The sequence below is a fragment of the Ancrocorticia sp. genome (assembly GCF_052089425.1).
Taxonomy (GTDB): domain Bacteria; phylum Actinomycetota; class Actinomycetes; order Actinomycetales; family Actinomycetaceae; genus Ancrocorticia.
In genome coordinates this window covers 36,727-52,921 of the sequence record NZ_JBQCZW010000004.1, presented here as the reverse complement: position 1 = coordinate 52,921, position 16,195 = coordinate 36,727, and the positions used below count along the sequence as shown (strand labels likewise).

Annotated in this window: 18 protein-coding genes; 15 read left to right on the top strand and 3 right to left on the bottom strand. The window is 59.1% G+C overall.

Annotation, left to right across the window (positions count from 1 at the left end):
* On the bottom strand, window positions 1-993 hold the full coding sequence (locus ACTHV6_RS02745) for a cation diffusion facilitator family transporter (RefSeq protein WP_441385731.1): 993 nt from the start codon (window positions 991-993) through the stop codon (window positions 1-3).
* 289 nt (window positions 994-1,282) lie between these two features.
* Here ACTHV6_RS02745 and rpsP point away from each other — a divergent pair, with 289 nt between their 5' ends.
* The 8 genes from rpsP to ACTHV6_RS02705 all read left to right on the top strand — a co-directional run bounded on the left by rpsP (window position 1,283) and on the right by ACTHV6_RS02705 (window position 6,477).
* Window positions 1,283-1,717, top strand: coding sequence for a 30S ribosomal protein S16 (gene rpsP / locus ACTHV6_RS02740; RefSeq protein ID WP_441385730.1), 435 nt, complete (start codon window positions 1,283-1,285; stop codon window positions 1,715-1,717).
* A complete protein-coding gene (locus ACTHV6_RS02735) occupies window positions 1,717-1,956 on the top strand; it encodes an RNA-binding protein (protein ID WP_441385729.1) in 240 nt (79 codons plus the stop codon). Before rpsP ends, ACTHV6_RS02735 begins: the two co-directional genes overlap by 1 nt.
* A 73-nt stretch (window positions 1,957-2,029) precedes the next feature.
* Entirely contained in the window at window positions 2,030-2,581 is a 552-nt protein-coding gene (rimM, locus tag ACTHV6_RS02730) for a ribosome maturation factor RimM (RefSeq protein WP_441385728.1), read from the top strand.
* Window positions 2,581-3,966, top strand: coding sequence for a tRNA (guanosine(37)-N1)-methyltransferase TrmD (trmD, locus tag ACTHV6_RS02725; protein WP_441385727.1), 1,386 nt, complete (start codon window positions 2,581-2,583; stop codon window positions 3,964-3,966). Before rimM ends, trmD begins: the two co-directional genes overlap by 1 nt.
* Window positions 3,967-4,100: 134 nt before the next feature.
* On the top strand, window positions 4,101-4,445 hold the full coding sequence (rplS, locus tag ACTHV6_RS02720) for a 50S ribosomal protein L19 (protein WP_441385726.1): 345 nt from the start codon (window positions 4,101-4,103) through the stop codon (window positions 4,443-4,445).
* Between the two features lie 167 nt (window positions 4,446-4,612).
* Window positions 4,613-5,446 (top strand): signal peptidase I, encoded by an 834-nt coding sequence (lepB, locus tag ACTHV6_RS02715; RefSeq protein WP_441385725.1) that lies wholly within the window; start codon window positions 4,613-4,615, stop codon window positions 5,444-5,446.
* Entirely contained in the window at window positions 5,406-6,173 is a 768-nt protein-coding gene (locus tag ACTHV6_RS02710; RefSeq protein WP_441385724.1) for a ribonuclease HII, read from the top strand. The genes lepB and ACTHV6_RS02710 overlap by 41 nt, the downstream gene beginning before the upstream one ends.
* Window positions 6,166-6,477 (top strand): DUF2469 domain-containing protein, encoded by a 312-nt coding sequence (locus ACTHV6_RS02705; protein WP_441385723.1) that lies wholly within the window; start codon window positions 6,166-6,168, stop codon window positions 6,475-6,477. Before ACTHV6_RS02710 ends, ACTHV6_RS02705 begins: the two co-directional genes overlap by 8 nt.
* Before the next feature lie 119 nt (window positions 6,478-6,596).
* Here the strand turns inward: ACTHV6_RS02705 and ACTHV6_RS02700 are convergent, their stop codons facing one another.
* Complete coding sequence (locus tag ACTHV6_RS02700; RefSeq protein ID WP_441385722.1) at window positions 6,597-7,856, bottom strand: amidohydrolase; 1,260 nt, start codon at window positions 7,854-7,856, stop codon at window positions 6,597-6,599.
* Window positions 7,857-8,252: 396 nt separating this feature from the next.
* Here ACTHV6_RS02700 and dcuC point away from each other — a divergent pair, with 396 nt between their 5' ends.
* Complete coding sequence (gene dcuC, locus ACTHV6_RS02695) at window positions 8,253-9,767, top strand: C4-dicarboxylate transporter DcuC (RefSeq protein WP_441385721.1); 1,515 nt, start codon at window positions 8,253-8,255, stop codon at window positions 9,765-9,767.
* 113 nt (window positions 9,768-9,880) lie between these two features.
* On the opposite strand, the gene ACTHV6_RS02690 is transcribed toward dcuC, so the two are convergent.
* Window positions 9,881-11,089, bottom strand: coding sequence for a M20 family metallo-hydrolase (locus ACTHV6_RS02690; protein WP_441385720.1), 1,209 nt, complete (start codon window positions 11,087-11,089; stop codon window positions 9,881-9,883).
* A 200-nt stretch (window positions 11,090-11,289) separates the two neighbouring features.
* On the opposite strand from ACTHV6_RS02690, the gene ACTHV6_RS02685 reads away from it, so the two are divergent.
* From ACTHV6_RS02685 to ACTHV6_RS02660, 6 genes are all read left to right on the top strand, one after another.
* Window positions 11,290-11,595, top strand: a complete 306-nt coding sequence (locus tag ACTHV6_RS02685; RefSeq protein WP_441385719.1) for a nucleotidyltransferase family protein — start codon at window positions 11,290-11,292, stop codon at window positions 11,593-11,595.
* Window positions 11,585-11,959 (top strand): HepT-like ribonuclease domain-containing protein, encoded by a 375-nt coding sequence (locus tag ACTHV6_RS02680; RefSeq protein ID WP_441385718.1) that lies wholly within the window; start codon window positions 11,585-11,587, stop codon window positions 11,957-11,959. The genes ACTHV6_RS02685 and ACTHV6_RS02680 overlap by 11 nt, the downstream gene beginning before the upstream one ends.
* Window positions 11,960-12,105: 146 nt before the next feature.
* A complete protein-coding gene (locus ACTHV6_RS02675) occupies window positions 12,106-12,576 on the top strand; it encodes a YraN family protein (RefSeq protein ID WP_441385717.1) in 471 nt (156 codons plus the stop codon).
* A complete protein-coding gene (locus tag ACTHV6_RS02670; protein WP_441385716.1) occupies window positions 12,573-14,081 on the top strand; it encodes a YifB family Mg chelatase-like AAA ATPase in 1,509 nt (502 codons plus the stop codon). Before ACTHV6_RS02675 ends, ACTHV6_RS02670 begins: the two co-directional genes overlap by 4 nt.
* Before the next feature lie 28 nt (window positions 14,082-14,109).
* Complete coding sequence (gene dprA, locus ACTHV6_RS02665) at window positions 14,110-15,240, top strand: DNA-processing protein DprA (protein WP_441385715.1); 1,131 nt, start codon at window positions 14,110-14,112, stop codon at window positions 15,238-15,240.
* A 19-nt stretch (window positions 15,241-15,259) separates the two neighbouring features.
* Window positions 15,260-16,186 carry a tyrosine recombinase XerC gene (locus tag ACTHV6_RS02660; protein ID WP_441385714.1) on the top strand — a complete coding sequence of 309 codons (927 nt, stop codon included), beginning with the start codon at window positions 15,260-15,262 and terminating at the stop codon, window positions 16,184-16,186.
* Window positions 16,187-16,195 lie beyond the last annotated feature (9 nt).

Here is a 16,195-nt window from a genome sequence, read left to right as displayed (position 1 = left end):
TCAGGCGGGTTCGCCCGCCGATTGCGGACTCATGCTGGAGGGCGGCAGTGGGATCGGGACGTATCCGTCAGGAATGTCTTCGTAGGACGTCGGATCCTCGATGGGTTCCACATGCACGAGCACGCCTAATCCAGGGACGGTCTTCTTCATCTCGGCCTTGACCTTTTCGGCCAGATTGTGGCTCTTCAGGACGGTCCACGTGCCCGGTACCAGCAGGTCAACGTTGGCGAAGGATTCGCGGCCCGATACTCGTGTTTGAAGCCCGTGGAAGGTCACGTCATCACCAGAAAACTCTTGAAGAACGTGCACGATGGCGGAATTCTGTTCCTCGGGAAGCGTGACATCCATCAGCCCCCTGAGGGAATCGCTGATCAGACGCATGCCAGTCACCGTGATGTTGATGCCCACGATCAGGGCCACGATGGGATCAAGAACGTTCCACTGGGTGAGTCCTACCAAGCCGATTCCCACCAGAACACCTGCGCTGGTGACAACATCTGTCATGAGGTGCTTGCCATCGGCGGACAGCGTGGGGGAGGTGTATTTCTTCCCCGCACGGATGAGGATAAGGCCCACCGTGCCGTTGATGATGGATGCACCAACAGAGATGAGCAGGCCAATTCCCACATTCTCGATGGGCTGGGGGTGAATGATGCGGTCAATAGCGCTGCCAATAATGAAGAGTGCGGCAGCAAAGATCATGGCGCCTTCAACGGCAGCCGAGAAGTATTCGGCTTTCGAGCGTCCATACGTGAACCGCGAATCGGCGGGCTTCTCCGCTTGGTGAAGTGCCAGAAGCGCCACAACGGCTGCCACAACGTTCACTACGGATTCGGCAGCATCGGACAAAAGGCCCACTGATCCGGTGATCGCGTACGCCACGGTTTTCATGGACAGCGTGAAGAGTGCTGCCGCCACTGAAAGCCATGCAAAGCGAACGAGCGAGGCGGGGCGCCCCGCGTGCGAGCTCTGATCCTTCTTTCCTGATTTCACCTAGCTATTGTGGGACGAAGGGCGCATGTGTTCCAAGCCAAAACTGACGAATGCAGCACACAACACGATGTTCGGGTGACCGAAGGATGTGAGTGTGGGAGAAGCCACCGTGTTTGTGATGGGCGGCAATTGCCGCCACGCCGTGGATTCTGGCACAATAGAGCGTTGTACTTGGGTAAAGCAGAGTCCCTCTCAACTTTGCGGCGCCCTTGTCGAACCCTTCATCAGATGGTCCCCCGTTTGAACGGAGTGCGTTCATCCCAATATAGAACCAGGAGTGACCACTAAAGTGGCAGTCAAGATTCGTTTGAAGCGTATGGGTAAGATCCGTGCGCCTTTCTACCGCGTTGTTGTTGTTGATTCCCGTAAGCGCCGCGATGGCGCCGTCATCGAGGAAATCGGCATTTACCAGCCCACCGCCGATCCGTCGGTTATCAAGATCGATTCCGAGCGCGCTCAGTACTGGCTTTCGGTTGGCGCACAGCCCTCCGATACGGTCAAGCAGCAGCTCAAGCTGGCGGGCGATTGGCAGAAGTTCAAGGGCCTGCCCGGAGCTGAAGGCCGTCTCAAGTTCAAGGACACGGTAGATGTAGAAGCGGCACGCAAGTCCGCTGTTGACTCCGTGCAAGATGATGCAGAGAAGCGCCGTGCGGCAGCTTCTGCCGCCAAGGCAGCTGCAGCTGAGAAGTCAGAAGCTGCACAAGAAGCCGGAGAGGAAGCCTAATGCTTGCTGAAGCCCTGGAGCACCTCGTTCGAGGAATCGTGGATTCACCGGACGAAGTTGCGGTGCGGTCACGAAACACCCGCCGTGGCGAGCTCCTCGAGGTTCGGGTCAATCCCGAAGATCTCGGGCGCGTCATCGGACGCAACGGGCGCACGGCTAAGGCGCTTCGTTCCGTCATCGGCGCGTTGTCCGGCAAGGGCTCCGTGCGTGTTGATGTGATCGAAACCGATCAACGCTAGTTTTGCGAGATAAGCCGGCCCCAGCCTTTGGCTGAGGGCCGGCTTTTCACAACTCTTGTCCAAGGAGAAGGACGTGCAATTAACCGTTGCCATCATTGGCGGTCCCCACGGGTTAAAGGGGGAGCTGCGCCTTGACGTGCGCACCGATTCACCCGAACGGCGCCTCGCAGTTGGTGCCACACTGGAAACGGACCCGCCCGAACTAGGCCCGCTCACAGTGGAACGGACTCGCTCCCTCAAAGGGTCCATGTACGTCATCTTCAAGGAATGCCACGACAGGACGGTGGCCGAGGCCCTAGGTGGGACCAAACTGACCATCGAAACTGACGAACAAGAAGATAACGAAGAGGACGCGTGGTACCCCCATGAGCTCGTAGGCCTCGAGGTGCTTGACCCTGAGGGATACACACTTGGTGAAGTCATCAGCTTGGAGCCGATGCCGGGCCAAGATCTTCTGGTTGTGCGCGAACCGGACGGTCTGATCGCGCGTGTTCCGTTCGTCAGAGACATCGTGACGGACGTGGATCTGGACGATCACTGTGTGATTGTGGATGCACCGCCTGGACTGTTCAGCGAAGATGAAATGATTCTGGACCAGCCCGATGAGCCTGGGGATCAGCCGTAATGCGGTTCGATATCATCTCCGTGTTCCCCGAGTTCTTCAGCGTGCTCGATCTTTCACTCATTGGAAAGGCTCAAGAACGCGGGATTCTCTCCATTGACTCCCACGATCTGCGCGATTGGACGGACGATCCTCATCGCACCGTCGATGATAGCCCCGCCGGCGGCGGGGCCGGCATGGTCATGCGCCCCGATATCTGGGGGAAGGCAATCGATACTGTTCTCAGTGACGGGGCTGGAGCGGGGGATGAGGCGGGCTCCGTCGTCGTCGCTATTCCTACCCCGTCCGGAACCCCGCTAACCCAACGAACGTGCGAACGTATCGCAAGCGACGCCCACCACGTTGTGATCGCGTGCGGGCGCTACGAAGGAATCGACGCCCGGGTGGCCCAGCACTACGCTGCCAACGGGGTCCAGGTGATCGAATACTCGCTGGGGGACTATGTCCTCAACGGCGGTGAAGTAGCGGCGGTGGCTCTGGTAGAGGCGGTGGGGCGCCTCCTTCCCGGAATGGTGGGCAACCCCGAATCGCTGGTCGAAGAATCGCACGGGGCGGCGGGGCTTCTCGAATACCCTGTCTACACGCGCCCCGTGAGCTGGCGTGAGGCCGATATCCCGGCCGTGCTACTGTCTGGCAACCACGGCGCCGCAGCTCGGTGGCGAAAAGATCGCGCGTTGGAGAAAACGGCAGCGCGGCGCCCGGACATGGTGGCCAAGCTTGACGCAACAGCGTTGGATAAGAAGGATAAAGCCACGCTTGCCTCGCTGGGCTATCTGGTGCCCCGTGGCGGCACCCGCCCCGTGCCCGTGCGCGCGCGCGAAGCGACGCCACGTGATGCGCTAGCTCTGAGCGAATTGGCCGCGAGAACGTTCCCAGATGCGGCGCCGGCATACCTCACAGACGAATCGATCCAGAGTTTTATCCAACAAGAGCTGTCGCTCGCCCGCTTCCAGAAATACGTGGCGAACGATCGCGATCGCGTGATCGTTCTGGAAGCGGATTCCAAGGATCTTGTGGGATACGCGCTTACCATCGTGCCCGAAGCCGATGGCATTGCGGGGCTTGACGAAGGTGCGCCCGTTGATGCGCTCATCGATGGGGCGGAGCGGTCAGGGCCACTCCTCGAACTCTCGAAGTTCTACATCGATCGCCAGTGGCGAGGAAGCGGCGGCGCCAGAATCCTCTGGGATTTCACTCTCGCCGATCTTGCCAGCACATGTGACAAGTGGGCGAACCCAGGAATTTTTTTGGGGACAAACGCTGCCAACAGGCGCGCACGCCACGCCTACCGTAAGCTCGGGTTTGAGGAAGTGGGAACCCGGCAATTCACGGTAGGTGAGCAAGACAACCGCGATGTTGTTTTTGCTCGTGGGCTACGTGTGCCATAATTATTAGGCTTCTCGCCATTACAGTGCGCTGGACCTGCCGCAGGGGGTCGCGCATCGGCGAGTTTTAATCGTCAGCACCCTTGGTGCTCCGAGATCGCTTGTGACCTGCGTGCACGAGCGGAAAGTGAAGAAAGATGCAGACTCTCGATTTTGTTGATGCAGCACAGCTGCGCAGCGATATCCCAGAATTCCGTCCCGGTGATACCGTGCGCGTGAACGTGAAGGTTGTTGAAGGCAACCGTACGCGTGCACAGGCGTTCACTGGTGTTGTCCTTGGGCGCTCGGGCGCCGGCGTTCGGGAAACCTTCAACGTCCGTAAGGTGTCCTTTGGCGTAGGTGTTGAGCGTACCTTCCCGCTTCATTCCCCGACGATCGAATCGATCGAAGTAGTAAGCCTAGGCGCTGTACGCCGCGCAAAGCTCTACTACCTGCGTGATCGTCACGGCAAGGCTGCGAAGGTCAAGGAGCGCCGCTCTTAATTCTGCAGAGCATTCTTGGCGTGTGGGGTCCCGATGGGGCCCCACACGTGTTTCGGGAGCCGGTGGCGGCAGGTGTATGAGGAGGAACTCATCCCTGATCGCCGCGCCGCTCACGCCCGGCCACCCAAATTGGGTAGCATTTCAGAGGCAGCAGGAAAGGGGCGCATATGGCTATTCAAGGGCCTTCGCAGGGCGATGACGCGTCCGAATTACCTCCGTCATTTCCGCCCGAACCGCTGAACGAGGCCGATATTCGGCGCCCCTCTCCCAAGGATCCGATTCGCAATCCCCGCAAGGATTCTGATGAGGAATCCGAAGATGAGCTTCAGGCGGAGGAACCCAAGGCATCGTGGCTGCGCAACCTTCTCGAGTTCGTCGCCATCATCGCGGTGGCCCTCCTGATCTCCGTGTTGATCAAGACATTTGTCATGCAGGCCTACTACGTTCCCTCTGGATCGATGGAACAGACCCTGCAAAAGGGTGATCGCATCGCCGTTAACCGCACGGCGCGCGACGCGGAGGATATCAACCGCGGGGATATCGTGGTGTTCGTTGATCCCGGAGGGTGGCTGGAAGACCAGCCAGATACTCGCAACGGCCTCCAACGCTTTTCGTCTGACGTCTTTCAGGCAATCGGACTACTGCCGCAAAACAGTGGTCATCACTTGGTGAAGCGTGTGATTGGTATCGGCGGCGATGAGGTGGAGTGTTGCACCGATCGCGGACTGCTCACGGTGAACGGTGAACCCATTGAAGAGGACTACCTCGCGCCAGATATTGCCCCATCCCTTCAGGAATTTAGCGTGGAAGTTCCGGAGGATTCATTGTGGGTCATGGGAGATAACCGCTCCAACTCAAGCGATTCGCGCTATCACCAGCTGGTGGATGGCAATGGGTTCGTCCCCGTAGATAACGTTGAAGGCAGGGTGTGGTCAATTTTCTACCCGTTCTCTAGGTTCGGTGGAATCCCGCAAACGGACTCCTTCGATTCGGTGGACTAGGGGCTGGCGTGGACATCCGGAGGGTGCGTTGAGAGCGGCGCTGTACCCAACACGTGAACGTGAAACCGCCCTGCTCACACGCCTACAGGCCGGGCTGGGCGCCGGTGCCCGCCTTGGGGGAGTGGATGAGGTAGGGCGCGGTGCCCTAGCAGGCCCCGTCAGTGTGGGCATCTCCGTCATGGATGCCTCCACGTCCAGTCATTTCCCGGAGGGGTTGCGCGATTCCAAGCTGTTGAGCCCCGGCGCCCGTGAGCGGATCGTAGCCGCATGCCAATCGTGGCCCATCGACGTGGCGGTGGGGCACGCCGGTCCCGAGATTGTGGATCAGGTGGGCATCATCGGGGCGCTGCGGGCAGCGGCGGCGCAGGCCTATGCGCTCCTTGCGGCGCGCGGCAACGCTCCCGATGGGATCTTGCTGGACGGGAGCCACAACTGGTGGTCCGATGCCTCTCTATGGGAGGTGGCCGAGCTGCCCGACGTCCCGGTGCAAACGCAAGTGAAGGGGGACGCGATGTGTGCAATTATCGCCAGCGCCTCCGTTGTAGCAAAGGTGGAACGCGATAGCTTGATGGTCGAGCTGTCGCGGGAGTATCCAGACTACGATTGGGCAAAGAACAAGGGGTATTCTTCCCCGGCCCACATTGAGGCACTTCGGCGGCTTGGCGCGTCCCCGCTGCACCGTCGGTCATGGAACCTTCCCGGAGTAGGAGGCAAAGGCAATGAGTGACATTGAAAACTACGAGTCCGATTCTGAACTTGCTTTGTACCGCGAATATCGGGACGTTGTGAAGATCTTCCGATTTGTTGTGGAAACAGAGCGGCGTTTCTACCTTGCGAATGAGGTGGACGTCAAGGTTCGTGCCTCAGGTGGGGGCGATGTGTTCTTCGAGGTCAATCTTGCCGATGCGTGGGTATGGGACATTTACCGGACCAGCAGGTTCGTCCGCTCGGTCCGTGTGGTGACGTTCAAAGATGTGAACGTTGAGGAGCTAAACAAGCAAGATATTACGCGCGAGTTGGATATTGAGTAAGGCGCGGGCGGCGGTTGACTGGCCGGGACGATCGCAGAGTTGTGCCCTCCTCACCACGTGATTCGGCAAGGAGGGCACAGTTGTTGCCCGCGGGCTCTACTCCGTGAGGAGGGAGCTGATTAGGAGCGGGCGATCGCTTCGATCCAATCCACCGCGATGGGAAGTGCCGTCTCGTCAATATCGAATGTGGCGCTGTGGTGCGGGCCGGGGCTGGAGCACCCGACAATGAGGAACGTTCCTTCGCCACCGTTGTCTTGAACACGCTCAATGAAGATCGAGACATCGTCGCTTGCGGCAAACAAAACGGTTTCGTGGGACTTTTCTACGCCCGAGACGCCCTCGAGAGCCTTCATGGCCTTGTCGATAACCGGCTGATCGCACACGAGCGTTGTGGCGCGCCCCAGTGGAGTGATCGTTGATTCAACCCCGTACGCCTGAGCTGCGCCCTCAATGACAGCCGCGAAACGCTTCTTGAGATCGGCCAGCACCTCGCGCTTATCGGCGCGGTACTCAACGTTCATGACCGCACGGTTCGGGATGATGTTCAGTCCGCTGCCTGCATTGAGAACGCCAACGTTGAGGCGCGTATTGGCATCGCCGCGCTGGGGAAGGGCGTGCAGGCTGAGCGCCGCGGAGGCGGCGGCAAGAAGGGCGTTCCTGCCCTGCTCTGGCGCCATGGCGGCATGGGCCTGGACGCCGGTCAGCTCTACCTGCGTCTTCTCCGTGGCCAGTTGGCCATGAGTGCCAGCACCCACTTCGCCTGCCTCCAAGCCCAAGCCCAGATGCATCCCCAGCATCGTGTCCACGCCTTCGGTTGCCGAAGCTTTGGTCACCATCGCGCCCCGCACGCCCTCTTCAGCCGGCTGGAAGATAATACGGAATGCTCCGGGGAAGTCCCTGTTCTCCGTCAGCCGCTTGGTCAATTCGAGAGCAACGGCAATGTGGCCATCGTGGCCGCAGGCATGCATGACATCCTTGATCTGTGAGACGAAACCAAGATGAGTTGGCACGTGGCTGTCAGATTCGTCCTCGCTCACGCCAAGGCCATCGATGTCAGTACGTAGGCCGATCACGGGGCCGGGGCGGTTCCCCTTGATGTTGGCAATGATCCCGGTACGCCCACCCGAGAATTTCTCCACCAGTTCGGGGGACACCCCCTGCTCAAGTGCTCGGCGCGCACTCTCATCCAGCTGCGCCTGAGTGAGGCCGGGAATCGCATCGGTGTCAATAACATCGTCACCCGTCACGATGGAGTCACCGGCGGTTGTGTCAAGAAGGCTTAGCAGCCGCTCATAGATGTAGGCGGCCGTCTCAATCTCGCAAAAGCCCGGTTCTGGACGCTGATGTAGTTTCCGCCTGTCGTCGATCAATGTACTCATAGTTCGTTCGATCCCTTTCTTCGTGCGCTGGTGTTGCGCTACATAGAGGACACATCTTCTTGGTGTTGCCTGAACACGTTTGCTGCCACGCTGTTCGAAGCGTCTAGTCCGATTCTCGAATCGGTGACACAGCAATGTGTTCCATCAGGCCTACTTTCCATCGTAGTTCTGCTTCTCATCAGTTGTGGTCCCAAGGTCCCAATTTTGTCAGGGCGCGCGAGTTTTCCCACGCAAAGCGCACAAGCGGTCCGTTCCGGGCTAGAATCTGCGATCGTTGTTGTTGATAGCATGAAATTGGATCATCCCAACCAACGAATACTCGCGCAGCCTCGGACCACACGGATGGTTATTGCGCCCGGCCACGAGAGTACATCTGACTAGGAGGAATCAGCCGTTATGGTTTCGGTAATTATTGGCTTGGTGATGATTGGCATCACGGCCTACATGGTGCTCAAGCGGTACTACCCGCAAGCAGTGTTGCTTGCCTCCGGCTTGGTCATGATCTTTTTGTCGATCCCGCTCCAAGATGCTGAGCTACTCGACGCGGAAACCACCACCGGTTCAGCGTGGTTGGACGCCTTCGATCTTATTCGCATCACCATGGCCGATACGTTCTCTGGCCTGGGAATGACGATCATGGCTGTGGGCGGATTCGCCCTCTACATGGAGAAGATCGGCGCCTCCAGCGCTCTGGTTGAAATTGCAGCAAAGCCGCTGCAGAAGGTGAAGAAGCCATACCTGATTCTGGCGCTGACCTACGTTGTGGGTCAGGCGCTGTGCATCGTGATTCCTTCGGCAGCCGGCCTTGCTATGTTGCTGATGGTGACCGTGTATCCGCTCCTGATCTCGATCGGGATTTCTCGGTTGTCGGCCGCCGGCGTGATCGCCACGGCGTCCTGTTTGGATATCGGCCCCTCCTCAGCGAACTCCATTCTTGCGGCAGATCTGTCTGACATGTCGGTTCAGGTATTCTTCATCAGCTTCCAAGGTCCGGTTGTCCTCGTCACCGTTCTGGTCATCGCCGTCATGCACGGCGTTGTCCAGTACCTGTTTGATAAGCGTCAAGACACGATGCCAGGCACAGAGATTCACGTGCCAGTGGGCTCCAGCACCGCCATGGTCAAGGCGGCCATTACGGAGGAGAACCGGCGCCGCGAGCTCAAGGCTGCGGGCGAGGAGCTGCCACCGGCATCCACCATTGACGTGAAGTCCCTCATGAAGGCTGAAGACGGGGCTGCCAGCGCTGAGAAATCCGATGTGGAGGAGCTCCAAGCCCCCAAGTGGTATGCGATCATGCCGGTTCTGCCACTGATTCTGGTCATCATCTTCTCGGAGTTCGTCATCAGCTCTGTGACGATGGATGTTGTGACCGCGATGCTCGTGTGCACCATTTTCTCGCTGATCTGCGAGACGATCCGGCTACGCAGCCTGTCCGAGGGCCTTCAGAGCCTCAAGATCTTCTTCGAAGGTATGGGCCGCCAGCTGGCGAACGTTGTCTCCCTTGTTATCGCGGGTCAGTTGTTCGCCGAGGGTCTCATTCAAATTGGGTTCATCGATACCGTCATTAACGCGGCTCAGGATGCCAACTTTGGATTGATGGGGATGGCTATTGTGCTGTCCCTCGTTATTCTGGGCGCTGCGATTGTCACGGGCTCCGGCAACGCCGCGTGGCTCGCCTTCGGGCCGCTATCGCCGCAGGTCGCCTCCTCGGTGGGGCAGCCAACGGTCAACCTTGCGCTGCCTATGGAGCTGTCTTCGGGCATCGGCCGCTCGATGTCTCCGATCGCCGGCGTGGTGATCGTTGTTTCGGGTATGGCGGGCGTGAACCCGATTGATGTTGTCAAGCGCACCATCCCGGTCATGTTGGTTGGCTGGTTGACGATGATGGCCTGTGGATTTATCTTCCACTAAACCTCTTACCCGTCGAGTAGTTTTTGGTTCGACGACGACGAACGCACCGCGAGCCCCATTCGTTGTGCATGTGACACGGTGAAGCTCGTGGTGCGGTGTCAGTGCTGAATCAGCTACTCGTCCTCTTGCAGGTAACGGAGCATGATTCGCGTTCCAAGAACCGCATCGGCGTAATCCGCCTTCTCGTTAGGGTTGTGGCTGATCCCTTTCTCGCAGGGGATGAACACCATGCCGGTGGGGCACAGATCAGCGAAATTCATGGCGTCATGGCCGGCGCCGCTCGGCATCTCTTGGAAAGGAACTCCGAGCTCTTCTGACGCTTTCCCCAGTCCGTGAATCACTCTGGGATGGAGGGTAACGGCCGGAGAACTGGAGACCAATGAGACGTCTGCGGTGACCGACCGTGCGCCACAGATACGCTCGATGGCGGCGTCAACCTCGGTGCGCATCTGTGCAATTCGATCATTATCGCCATCGCGAAGATCGATCGTCATATGGACGGCGCCAGGGATCACGTTGAGGGAGTTTGGTTCGATCTCTAGGAATCCCACCGTGCCCACTGAGGTTCCCGCGGGATCGGACGCTGCGATGTCCTCAACCGCCAGAATAATCTCGGATGCGGCGCACAGGGCATCTTGCCGAATGGACATGGGAGTGGCGCCGGAATGTTCGGCCAAGCCCTCTAGCTTGACCTCCAACCGGTTGTTCCCGGCAATCGAGGTGACAATTCCGATGTGCAGTCCCTTGGCCTCCAACAGCCGGCCCTGTTCAATGTGTAACTCTAGGTACTTCTTGGCGCCTTGAATCGTTTCGAGCTCTAGCGAGTGCCCTCGTTCGTTGAAGACTTCTTTGAGGCTCTGGCCGGCGCGCGAAGAAAGGCGGGTGAAGTCGGACTCGTTGAATTTGCCGGTGATGAGCGAGCTTCCCAAGGTGGCCTTGAGGAAGTTGGTGGATTCCTCGCACCGGAAGATCCCCACCTTAATGGGCATATCTAAGCCTTGTTCCTTGACCATCTTGAGCAAAAGCATGGCGGAGGCAACGCCGATGATTCCATCGAAGCGGCCACCGTTGCGTACGGAGTCCAGATGTGAAGCAACCAGATAGTACTCGTCAAGTGGGGCCAGGGAGAAGAAGAGGTTACCCACCGAATCGGTTTCAATCACGTAGCCTTCATCGGTCGCAATCGCGGTGGCGCCCGCATGCATCTCGTCCTCCACGCAGCCGTATCCCAGCCGGGTCACGCCACCGGCCGGATCTGTACCGATCGGAAAGTAGGCCTCCATGATCATTGCCAAATAGGCTTTTTCGTCAAAATTGCTCATCTGAACCTCGCGTTTTCGATGGACTCCGAACCCTCGGTACCTAGCCCCGATTTTGGTGCAGTTCCGCATGATCCTGCGGAACTCATGGGTCCAGTTTAGCGCCTTACTACTAACGAATACCGGCTGATTCTGATGATTTCTGGGGTTTTGATGACGTCGAATTTCAACACCCGAAGCACTTTCTCTGAGACAATGGGTCCATGACTACTGGGCCGACGCTTGACTTGGAGGCAATCCGCCGCGCCTGCCAACAGTTTGATGTTGAACGTCTACGAGTGTTTGGCTCAGCTGTGAGCAACCGCTTCGATCCCGCCACCAGCGATGTCGACTTTCTCGTAGACTTTAATCCTGACAATGACAACCTCTTTGCCGACTTCTTCGATTTGAAAGAAGAGCTGGAACGAATCGTCGGCCGTAGCGTTGACCTCGTTGACGCTAGCGCTGTACGCAATCCTTATTTCAAGGCATCAGCCTTCGGAAGCGCACAGGATCTTTATGCGGCCTGAATCAGAAATTGCTGGCCTACTCTGGGACGCACGGGAGTTCGCACACAATGCCCAGATTGCCGTCGGCGACGCATCTCTGCTGACCTATCTCGAAGGCGGACCCATCGCTTGGGCGACCGAACGCCAAATGGAACTCATTGGTGAGGCTCTCAGCAAACTACGCCAGGCAGATCCCGAGCTGGCGGAACGTATCCCAAACATTCACCGAATCATCAGCATGAGAAACGTCCTGGCTCACGGATACCTTGTTATCAACGATCGAGTGGTCTGGCAGGCTGCAACTGAGGCGCTACCCGAACTGATTGTGACGCTTGAGAAGCTCCTTGATGAGTTTGGCACTGACTTGGGCTATTCGACCACGTAGTTCTCACTATTCCACGAGGGATGCGCGTCTCGCGCCATTCAGCAGGTTCGCCCTCGCGGTTTCCACAGGTTCACTTCGCGGGCAGTTTGTCCACAGGTCCTACGCGGGGATGCCAGCAACGTGCCCAACTGCGTTTCACTGTTGCCATGGATACAACACATTCGGCGGCCCTGACCCCTCATATTCTTCGCCCTTCTCACCGGGCGGAACACATCGATCTTGGCAGTGATTGGGATCCTCCCGTTTTGAGTCCAACGGCCACCGCGCGGGAGTTAGGGGCATGGGGAGAAGAGATTGCCTGCCGGCACCTGAGTGCGCGAGGGATCTGTGTGTTGTCGCGCAACTGGCGGTGCCGGAGCGGAGAAATCGATCTGGTATGTCATGATCCGGCGCGTCAATCGATTATCGCGTGTGAGGTGAAGACCCGCCGTGAGCGAGGCAGCGTTCCCGCCATCGAATCCGTCTCGCGAACCAAGCTTGCGAGGCTCCGCCGCCTCCTTGGCATCTGGGTATCAACGCACAACCAGCGGGCGGAACAACTGGATATTGACGTCATCGCGATCACGGTGGGGGACGAGGATCTGTGGAACCTGTGTCATATCGAGGGTGTGGCATGAAACTGGGGATTGCACAGGCCATATCGGTGGTTGGAGTTGAGGGTCACGCTGTCCGAATCGAGGTGGCTCTGTTGCGGGGCTTACCAGCTTTTACGATTGTCGGGCTGCCGGACGCGGCTGTCTCAGAGTCCCGGGAACGTATTCGGGCCGCGTTTGCGGCGGCGGGAATCGGATTTCCGACCGCACGCGTCACCGTCAATCTGTCGCCAGCCGACACCCCGAAGTCCGGAACGGGCTTCGATTTGGGGATTGCGGTGGCCATCATTGCGGCGATGTCCTCGTGGCGGGCCGATGACAATGTGGTGTGGATTGGAGAACTTGGATTGGACGGCTCGGTACGTCCGGTTCGGGGGATCCTTCCGGCCGCGCTGAGCTTGGCAAAGACGCCCGGTGCACATCTTGTTGTTCCCTACGCCAGCCGCGAGGAGGCCTCCTTCGCGCAGATCGACGTCTCTGCGTTGTGGCATCTGAGCGAGGTGGCTCAAGATGCGGGAATCGCCTGTGCTCCTGCTCCGGACATTGCCGATGCGGAACCCACTCGGCACGTGGAAAGCGCAGTCTCGTGTGATTTCGAGGATGTGCGCGGCCAAGAAGAGGCACGCAGAGCACTCGAAATCTCGGCGGCCGGTGGGCACCACCTGCTCATGACGGGCTCCGCTGGCATCGGCAAATCGATGCTGGCCAGCTGCCTGCCGGGGATTCTTCCCTGCCTGTCGCTGGCGCAAGCGGTGGAGGTGGCTTCCATTGCCTCGGCTGTGGGGGAGTTTGACGGGCACTTATCGCTCGTTCCGCCTCTCAGTAGCCCGCACCACACTGCGAGCGCGGCAGCCCTCATCGGGGGCGGGACGGTCCCGCGCCCTGGTGCAATCTCTCGGGCTCATCACGGCGTCCTCTACCTCGATGAGCTCCCTGAGTTCTCTCGCTCCGTGCTGCAGGCTCTCCGCCAACCCATGGAAGAGGGCCACATAGACATCCATCGTGCGAGGCACAGCGTCCGATTCCCCTCCGAGTTTCAATTGATTGGCGCCGCAAACCCGTGCCGTTGCGGCATGTTTTACGAGGATTCGCTCCAGTGCACGTGCAGCCCGAGGGAGCGCCGGGACTACTTCCGGCGTATCGGCGGGCCCATGATTGACCGTTTCGATCTCAGTATCGTCCTTCACCGCCTCTCGCGCGCCGAGCTTGCCGAACACGTGGGTGGGGAACCGTCGCGGATTGTTGCACAGCGGGTAGCGTGCGCTCACGAGAGGATGCTCGCGAGGCTAGAAGGAACAGCGTGGGCCAACAATGCTCAGGCCTCCACGGCTTGGCTTCGAAAGAACACCACCTTGCCGGAACGAGCAAGCGACCGCATGAACAACGTGCTCGCTACCGGCCAACTGTCCATGCGAGGGGTCACGAAAGTGTTGCGGGTGGCATGGACTCTCGCAGATCTCGCGGGCCGGGATGCTCCAGCAGAAGCGGATGTAGACGAAGCGTTTGCACTGCGCGGACGGGGTGTATGACATGGCAGGACAGCTAGGTTCCCAAGCAATGCACACGCTGAGTGAACGTGATGCAGCGATGGCGTGGACCCGGATCACCGAAGCGGAAGATGTTCAGGCAAGCAAACTCATTGCGAAACTGGGATACCATGGCGCACTCGAGTGGCTAGTCAAGGTGAAAACCACGGAGGTTTCAGGCGAATATCAGGGGGCGAGCAAACGATGGAAGGCTCGCCTTGATGAATTTGCTTTTGAGCGGGATCGGCGCGGCCTCGACCAGATATCGGGTGGCTTCCTCATGCCGGATGATCCACTGTGGCCGTCCGGACTGTCTGACTGGGGCCCGCGCACCCCTCTTGGATTGTGGTTTCGCGGGAACATTGAAGCGCTTTCGGCACCATGTATCGCCATCGTTGGGACACGCGATCCCTCGCAGTATGGGACACGAATAGCTACGGATTTCGCATACGAACTGACCAGTTTGGGCGTTGCGGTTGTCTCCGGTGGCGCTTTTGGTATTGACGCGGCCGCGCACAAGGGAGCGCTCACAGCTGCAGGCCAAACAATCGTGGTTCTTGCAGGCGGCGTGGATCGGCCGTATCCGGCACACAACGCCAGTCTTTTCTCCAGCATTCTTGAATCTGGTGGCTTGCTCGTCTCCGAAGTTCCTCTTGGAGCGTCCCCGCACCGTCACAGGTTTCTCGCGCGAAACAGGATCATCGCAGGCATGACCCGGGCAACCATTGTTGTTGAGGCTCCGTTTAGATCCGGTGCCATCAACACGGCACGGCACGCCCTTGAAATTGGGCATGAGGTTGGCGCCATTCCCGGGCCCATCAACTCAGCGCGATCCGCGGGATGCCACCGGCTTCTTCGTGAAAATGCTACGTGTGTCACCACTGTGGCCGAGGCCGTTGAGCTTCTTGGTTATACCCCCATACGCGGCGGTGTCCAGACAGAATTAGACGTCGCCGAACGCGCTGGTGGTAGGCCCCAGAGTCCCCTTTCTCTGCGCGTTCAAGACGCCCTTCCGGTCTCTCGGCCCGCTTCCGTCCAAAAGATTGCCGCTACCGCGGGATTGAGTATTCAGGAAACGATGCGAGGGCTCGGCTCACTCGAGATGGAAGGGCGTGCGCGCTCCACCGAAGGAAAGTGGCAGCTGGCCAAGACCCGGGCCTAAAACTGGCTAAGCTAGTGACGTGGCCGAAAGAGTTGTGATTTCGCAGTTGCTTTCTCAGTACGAACGGGAGCTGAGATTGAGGCGTGGGCTGTCTGGAAACACCATCACGGCCTATATGTATGAGGCTCGTTCGTTGTGCGAATTCGTTGCGAGCTCGGTGCAGGTAGATCCCGATGCTCCGTTGGATCTGTCGCCGCTAGATTTGAACGATGTACGCTCGTGGCTCGCGGCCGTTAGTCAGGGTGAAGCGCGTTCGTCCATGGCACGCCACTCAGCCGCGATCCGGACATTTTCGTCGTGGCTGTATCGCAGTGGCTACACGGATACGGATGCGGCAGCCCGCCTGAAGGCTCCCCGCGCCTCCAACGAACTCCCGCACGTTCTGACTGAAGACCAGGCGCGCCAGCTTCTTGGGTATGTGCATGAACGTGCCGGGAGCCATGATCCGCTTCATGTTCGCGATTCGGCCATGCTGGAATTGTTGTACGCGGCCGGGTTGAGAGTGAGCGAATTGTGCACCCTAGATGTGGCCTCGCTGCGTCCGGATGCCACGGTTCGTGTGATCGGCAAGGGCGACAAGGAACGCATCGTCCCCTATGGAGTGCCTGCCGCCCGATCCATCATGGATTACCTCGCGGTCCGAAGCCAGTTGCTTCGCACAGGGGCATCTGAGAAGGCGCTGTTCCTAGGAGCCCGCGGGGCGAGAATCAACCCACGGACGGTGAGGGAACGAGTCCACGCTCTCGCGGCTCAGGCCGGTGTGCCGGATATTTCCCCCCATGATCTGCGCCACTCGGCGGCCACGCATCTTCTCGATGGCGGCTCGGATCTGCGGACAGTTCAGGAGATCCTTGGCCACGAATCGCTTGCCACAACCCAGCGTTACACGCACGTGAGTGCAGAACGCCTGAGGAAGAGCTTTACGCAGGCTCACCCGCGGGCGTAGCTAGCGCGT

Bases quoted from the DNA above. Each gene is read 5' to 3' on its own strand.
- ACTHV6_RS02735 (WP_441385729.1), top strand. From the start codon at position 1,717: ATGCTTGCTGAAGCCCTGGAGCACCTCGTTCGAGGAATCGTGGATTCA.
- trmD (WP_441385727.1), top strand. From the start codon at position 2,581: ATGCGGTTCGATATCATCTCCGTGTTCCCCGAGTTCTTCAGCGTGCTC.
- rplS (WP_441385726.1), top strand. From the start codon at position 4,101: ATGCAGACTCTCGATTTTGTTGATGCAGCACAGCTGCGCAGCGATATC.
- lepB (WP_441385725.1), top strand. From the start codon at position 4,613: ATGGCTATTCAAGGGCCTTCGCAGGGCGATGACGCGTCCGAATTACCT.
- ACTHV6_RS02705 (WP_441385723.1), top strand. From the start codon at position 6,166: ATGAGTGACATTGAAAACTACGAGTCCGATTCTGAACTTGCTTTGTAC.
- ACTHV6_RS02700 (WP_441385722.1), bottom strand. From the start codon at position 7,856: ATGAGTACATTGATCGACGACAGGCGGAAACTACATCAGCGTCCAGAA.
- dcuC (WP_441385721.1), top strand. From the start codon at position 8,253: ATGGTTTCGGTAATTATTGGCTTGGTGATGATTGGCATCACGGCCTAC.
- ACTHV6_RS02690 (WP_441385720.1), bottom strand. From the start codon at position 11,089: ATGAGCAATTTTGACGAAAAAGCCTATTTGGCAATGATCATGGAGGCC.
- ACTHV6_RS02685 (WP_441385719.1), top strand. From the start codon at position 11,290: ATGACTACTGGGCCGACGCTTGACTTGGAGGCAATCCGCCGCGCCTGC.
- ACTHV6_RS02680 (WP_441385718.1), top strand. From the start codon at position 11,585: ATGCGGCCTGAATCAGAAATTGCTGGCCTACTCTGGGACGCACGGGAG.
- ACTHV6_RS02675 (WP_441385717.1), top strand. From the start codon at position 12,106: ATGGATACAACACATTCGGCGGCCCTGACCCCTCATATTCTTCGCCCT.
- ACTHV6_RS02670 (WP_441385716.1), top strand. From the start codon at position 12,573: ATGAAACTGGGGATTGCACAGGCCATATCGGTGGTTGGAGTTGAGGGT.
- dprA (WP_441385715.1), top strand. From the start codon at position 14,110: ATGCACACGCTGAGTGAACGTGATGCAGCGATGGCGTGGACCCGGATC.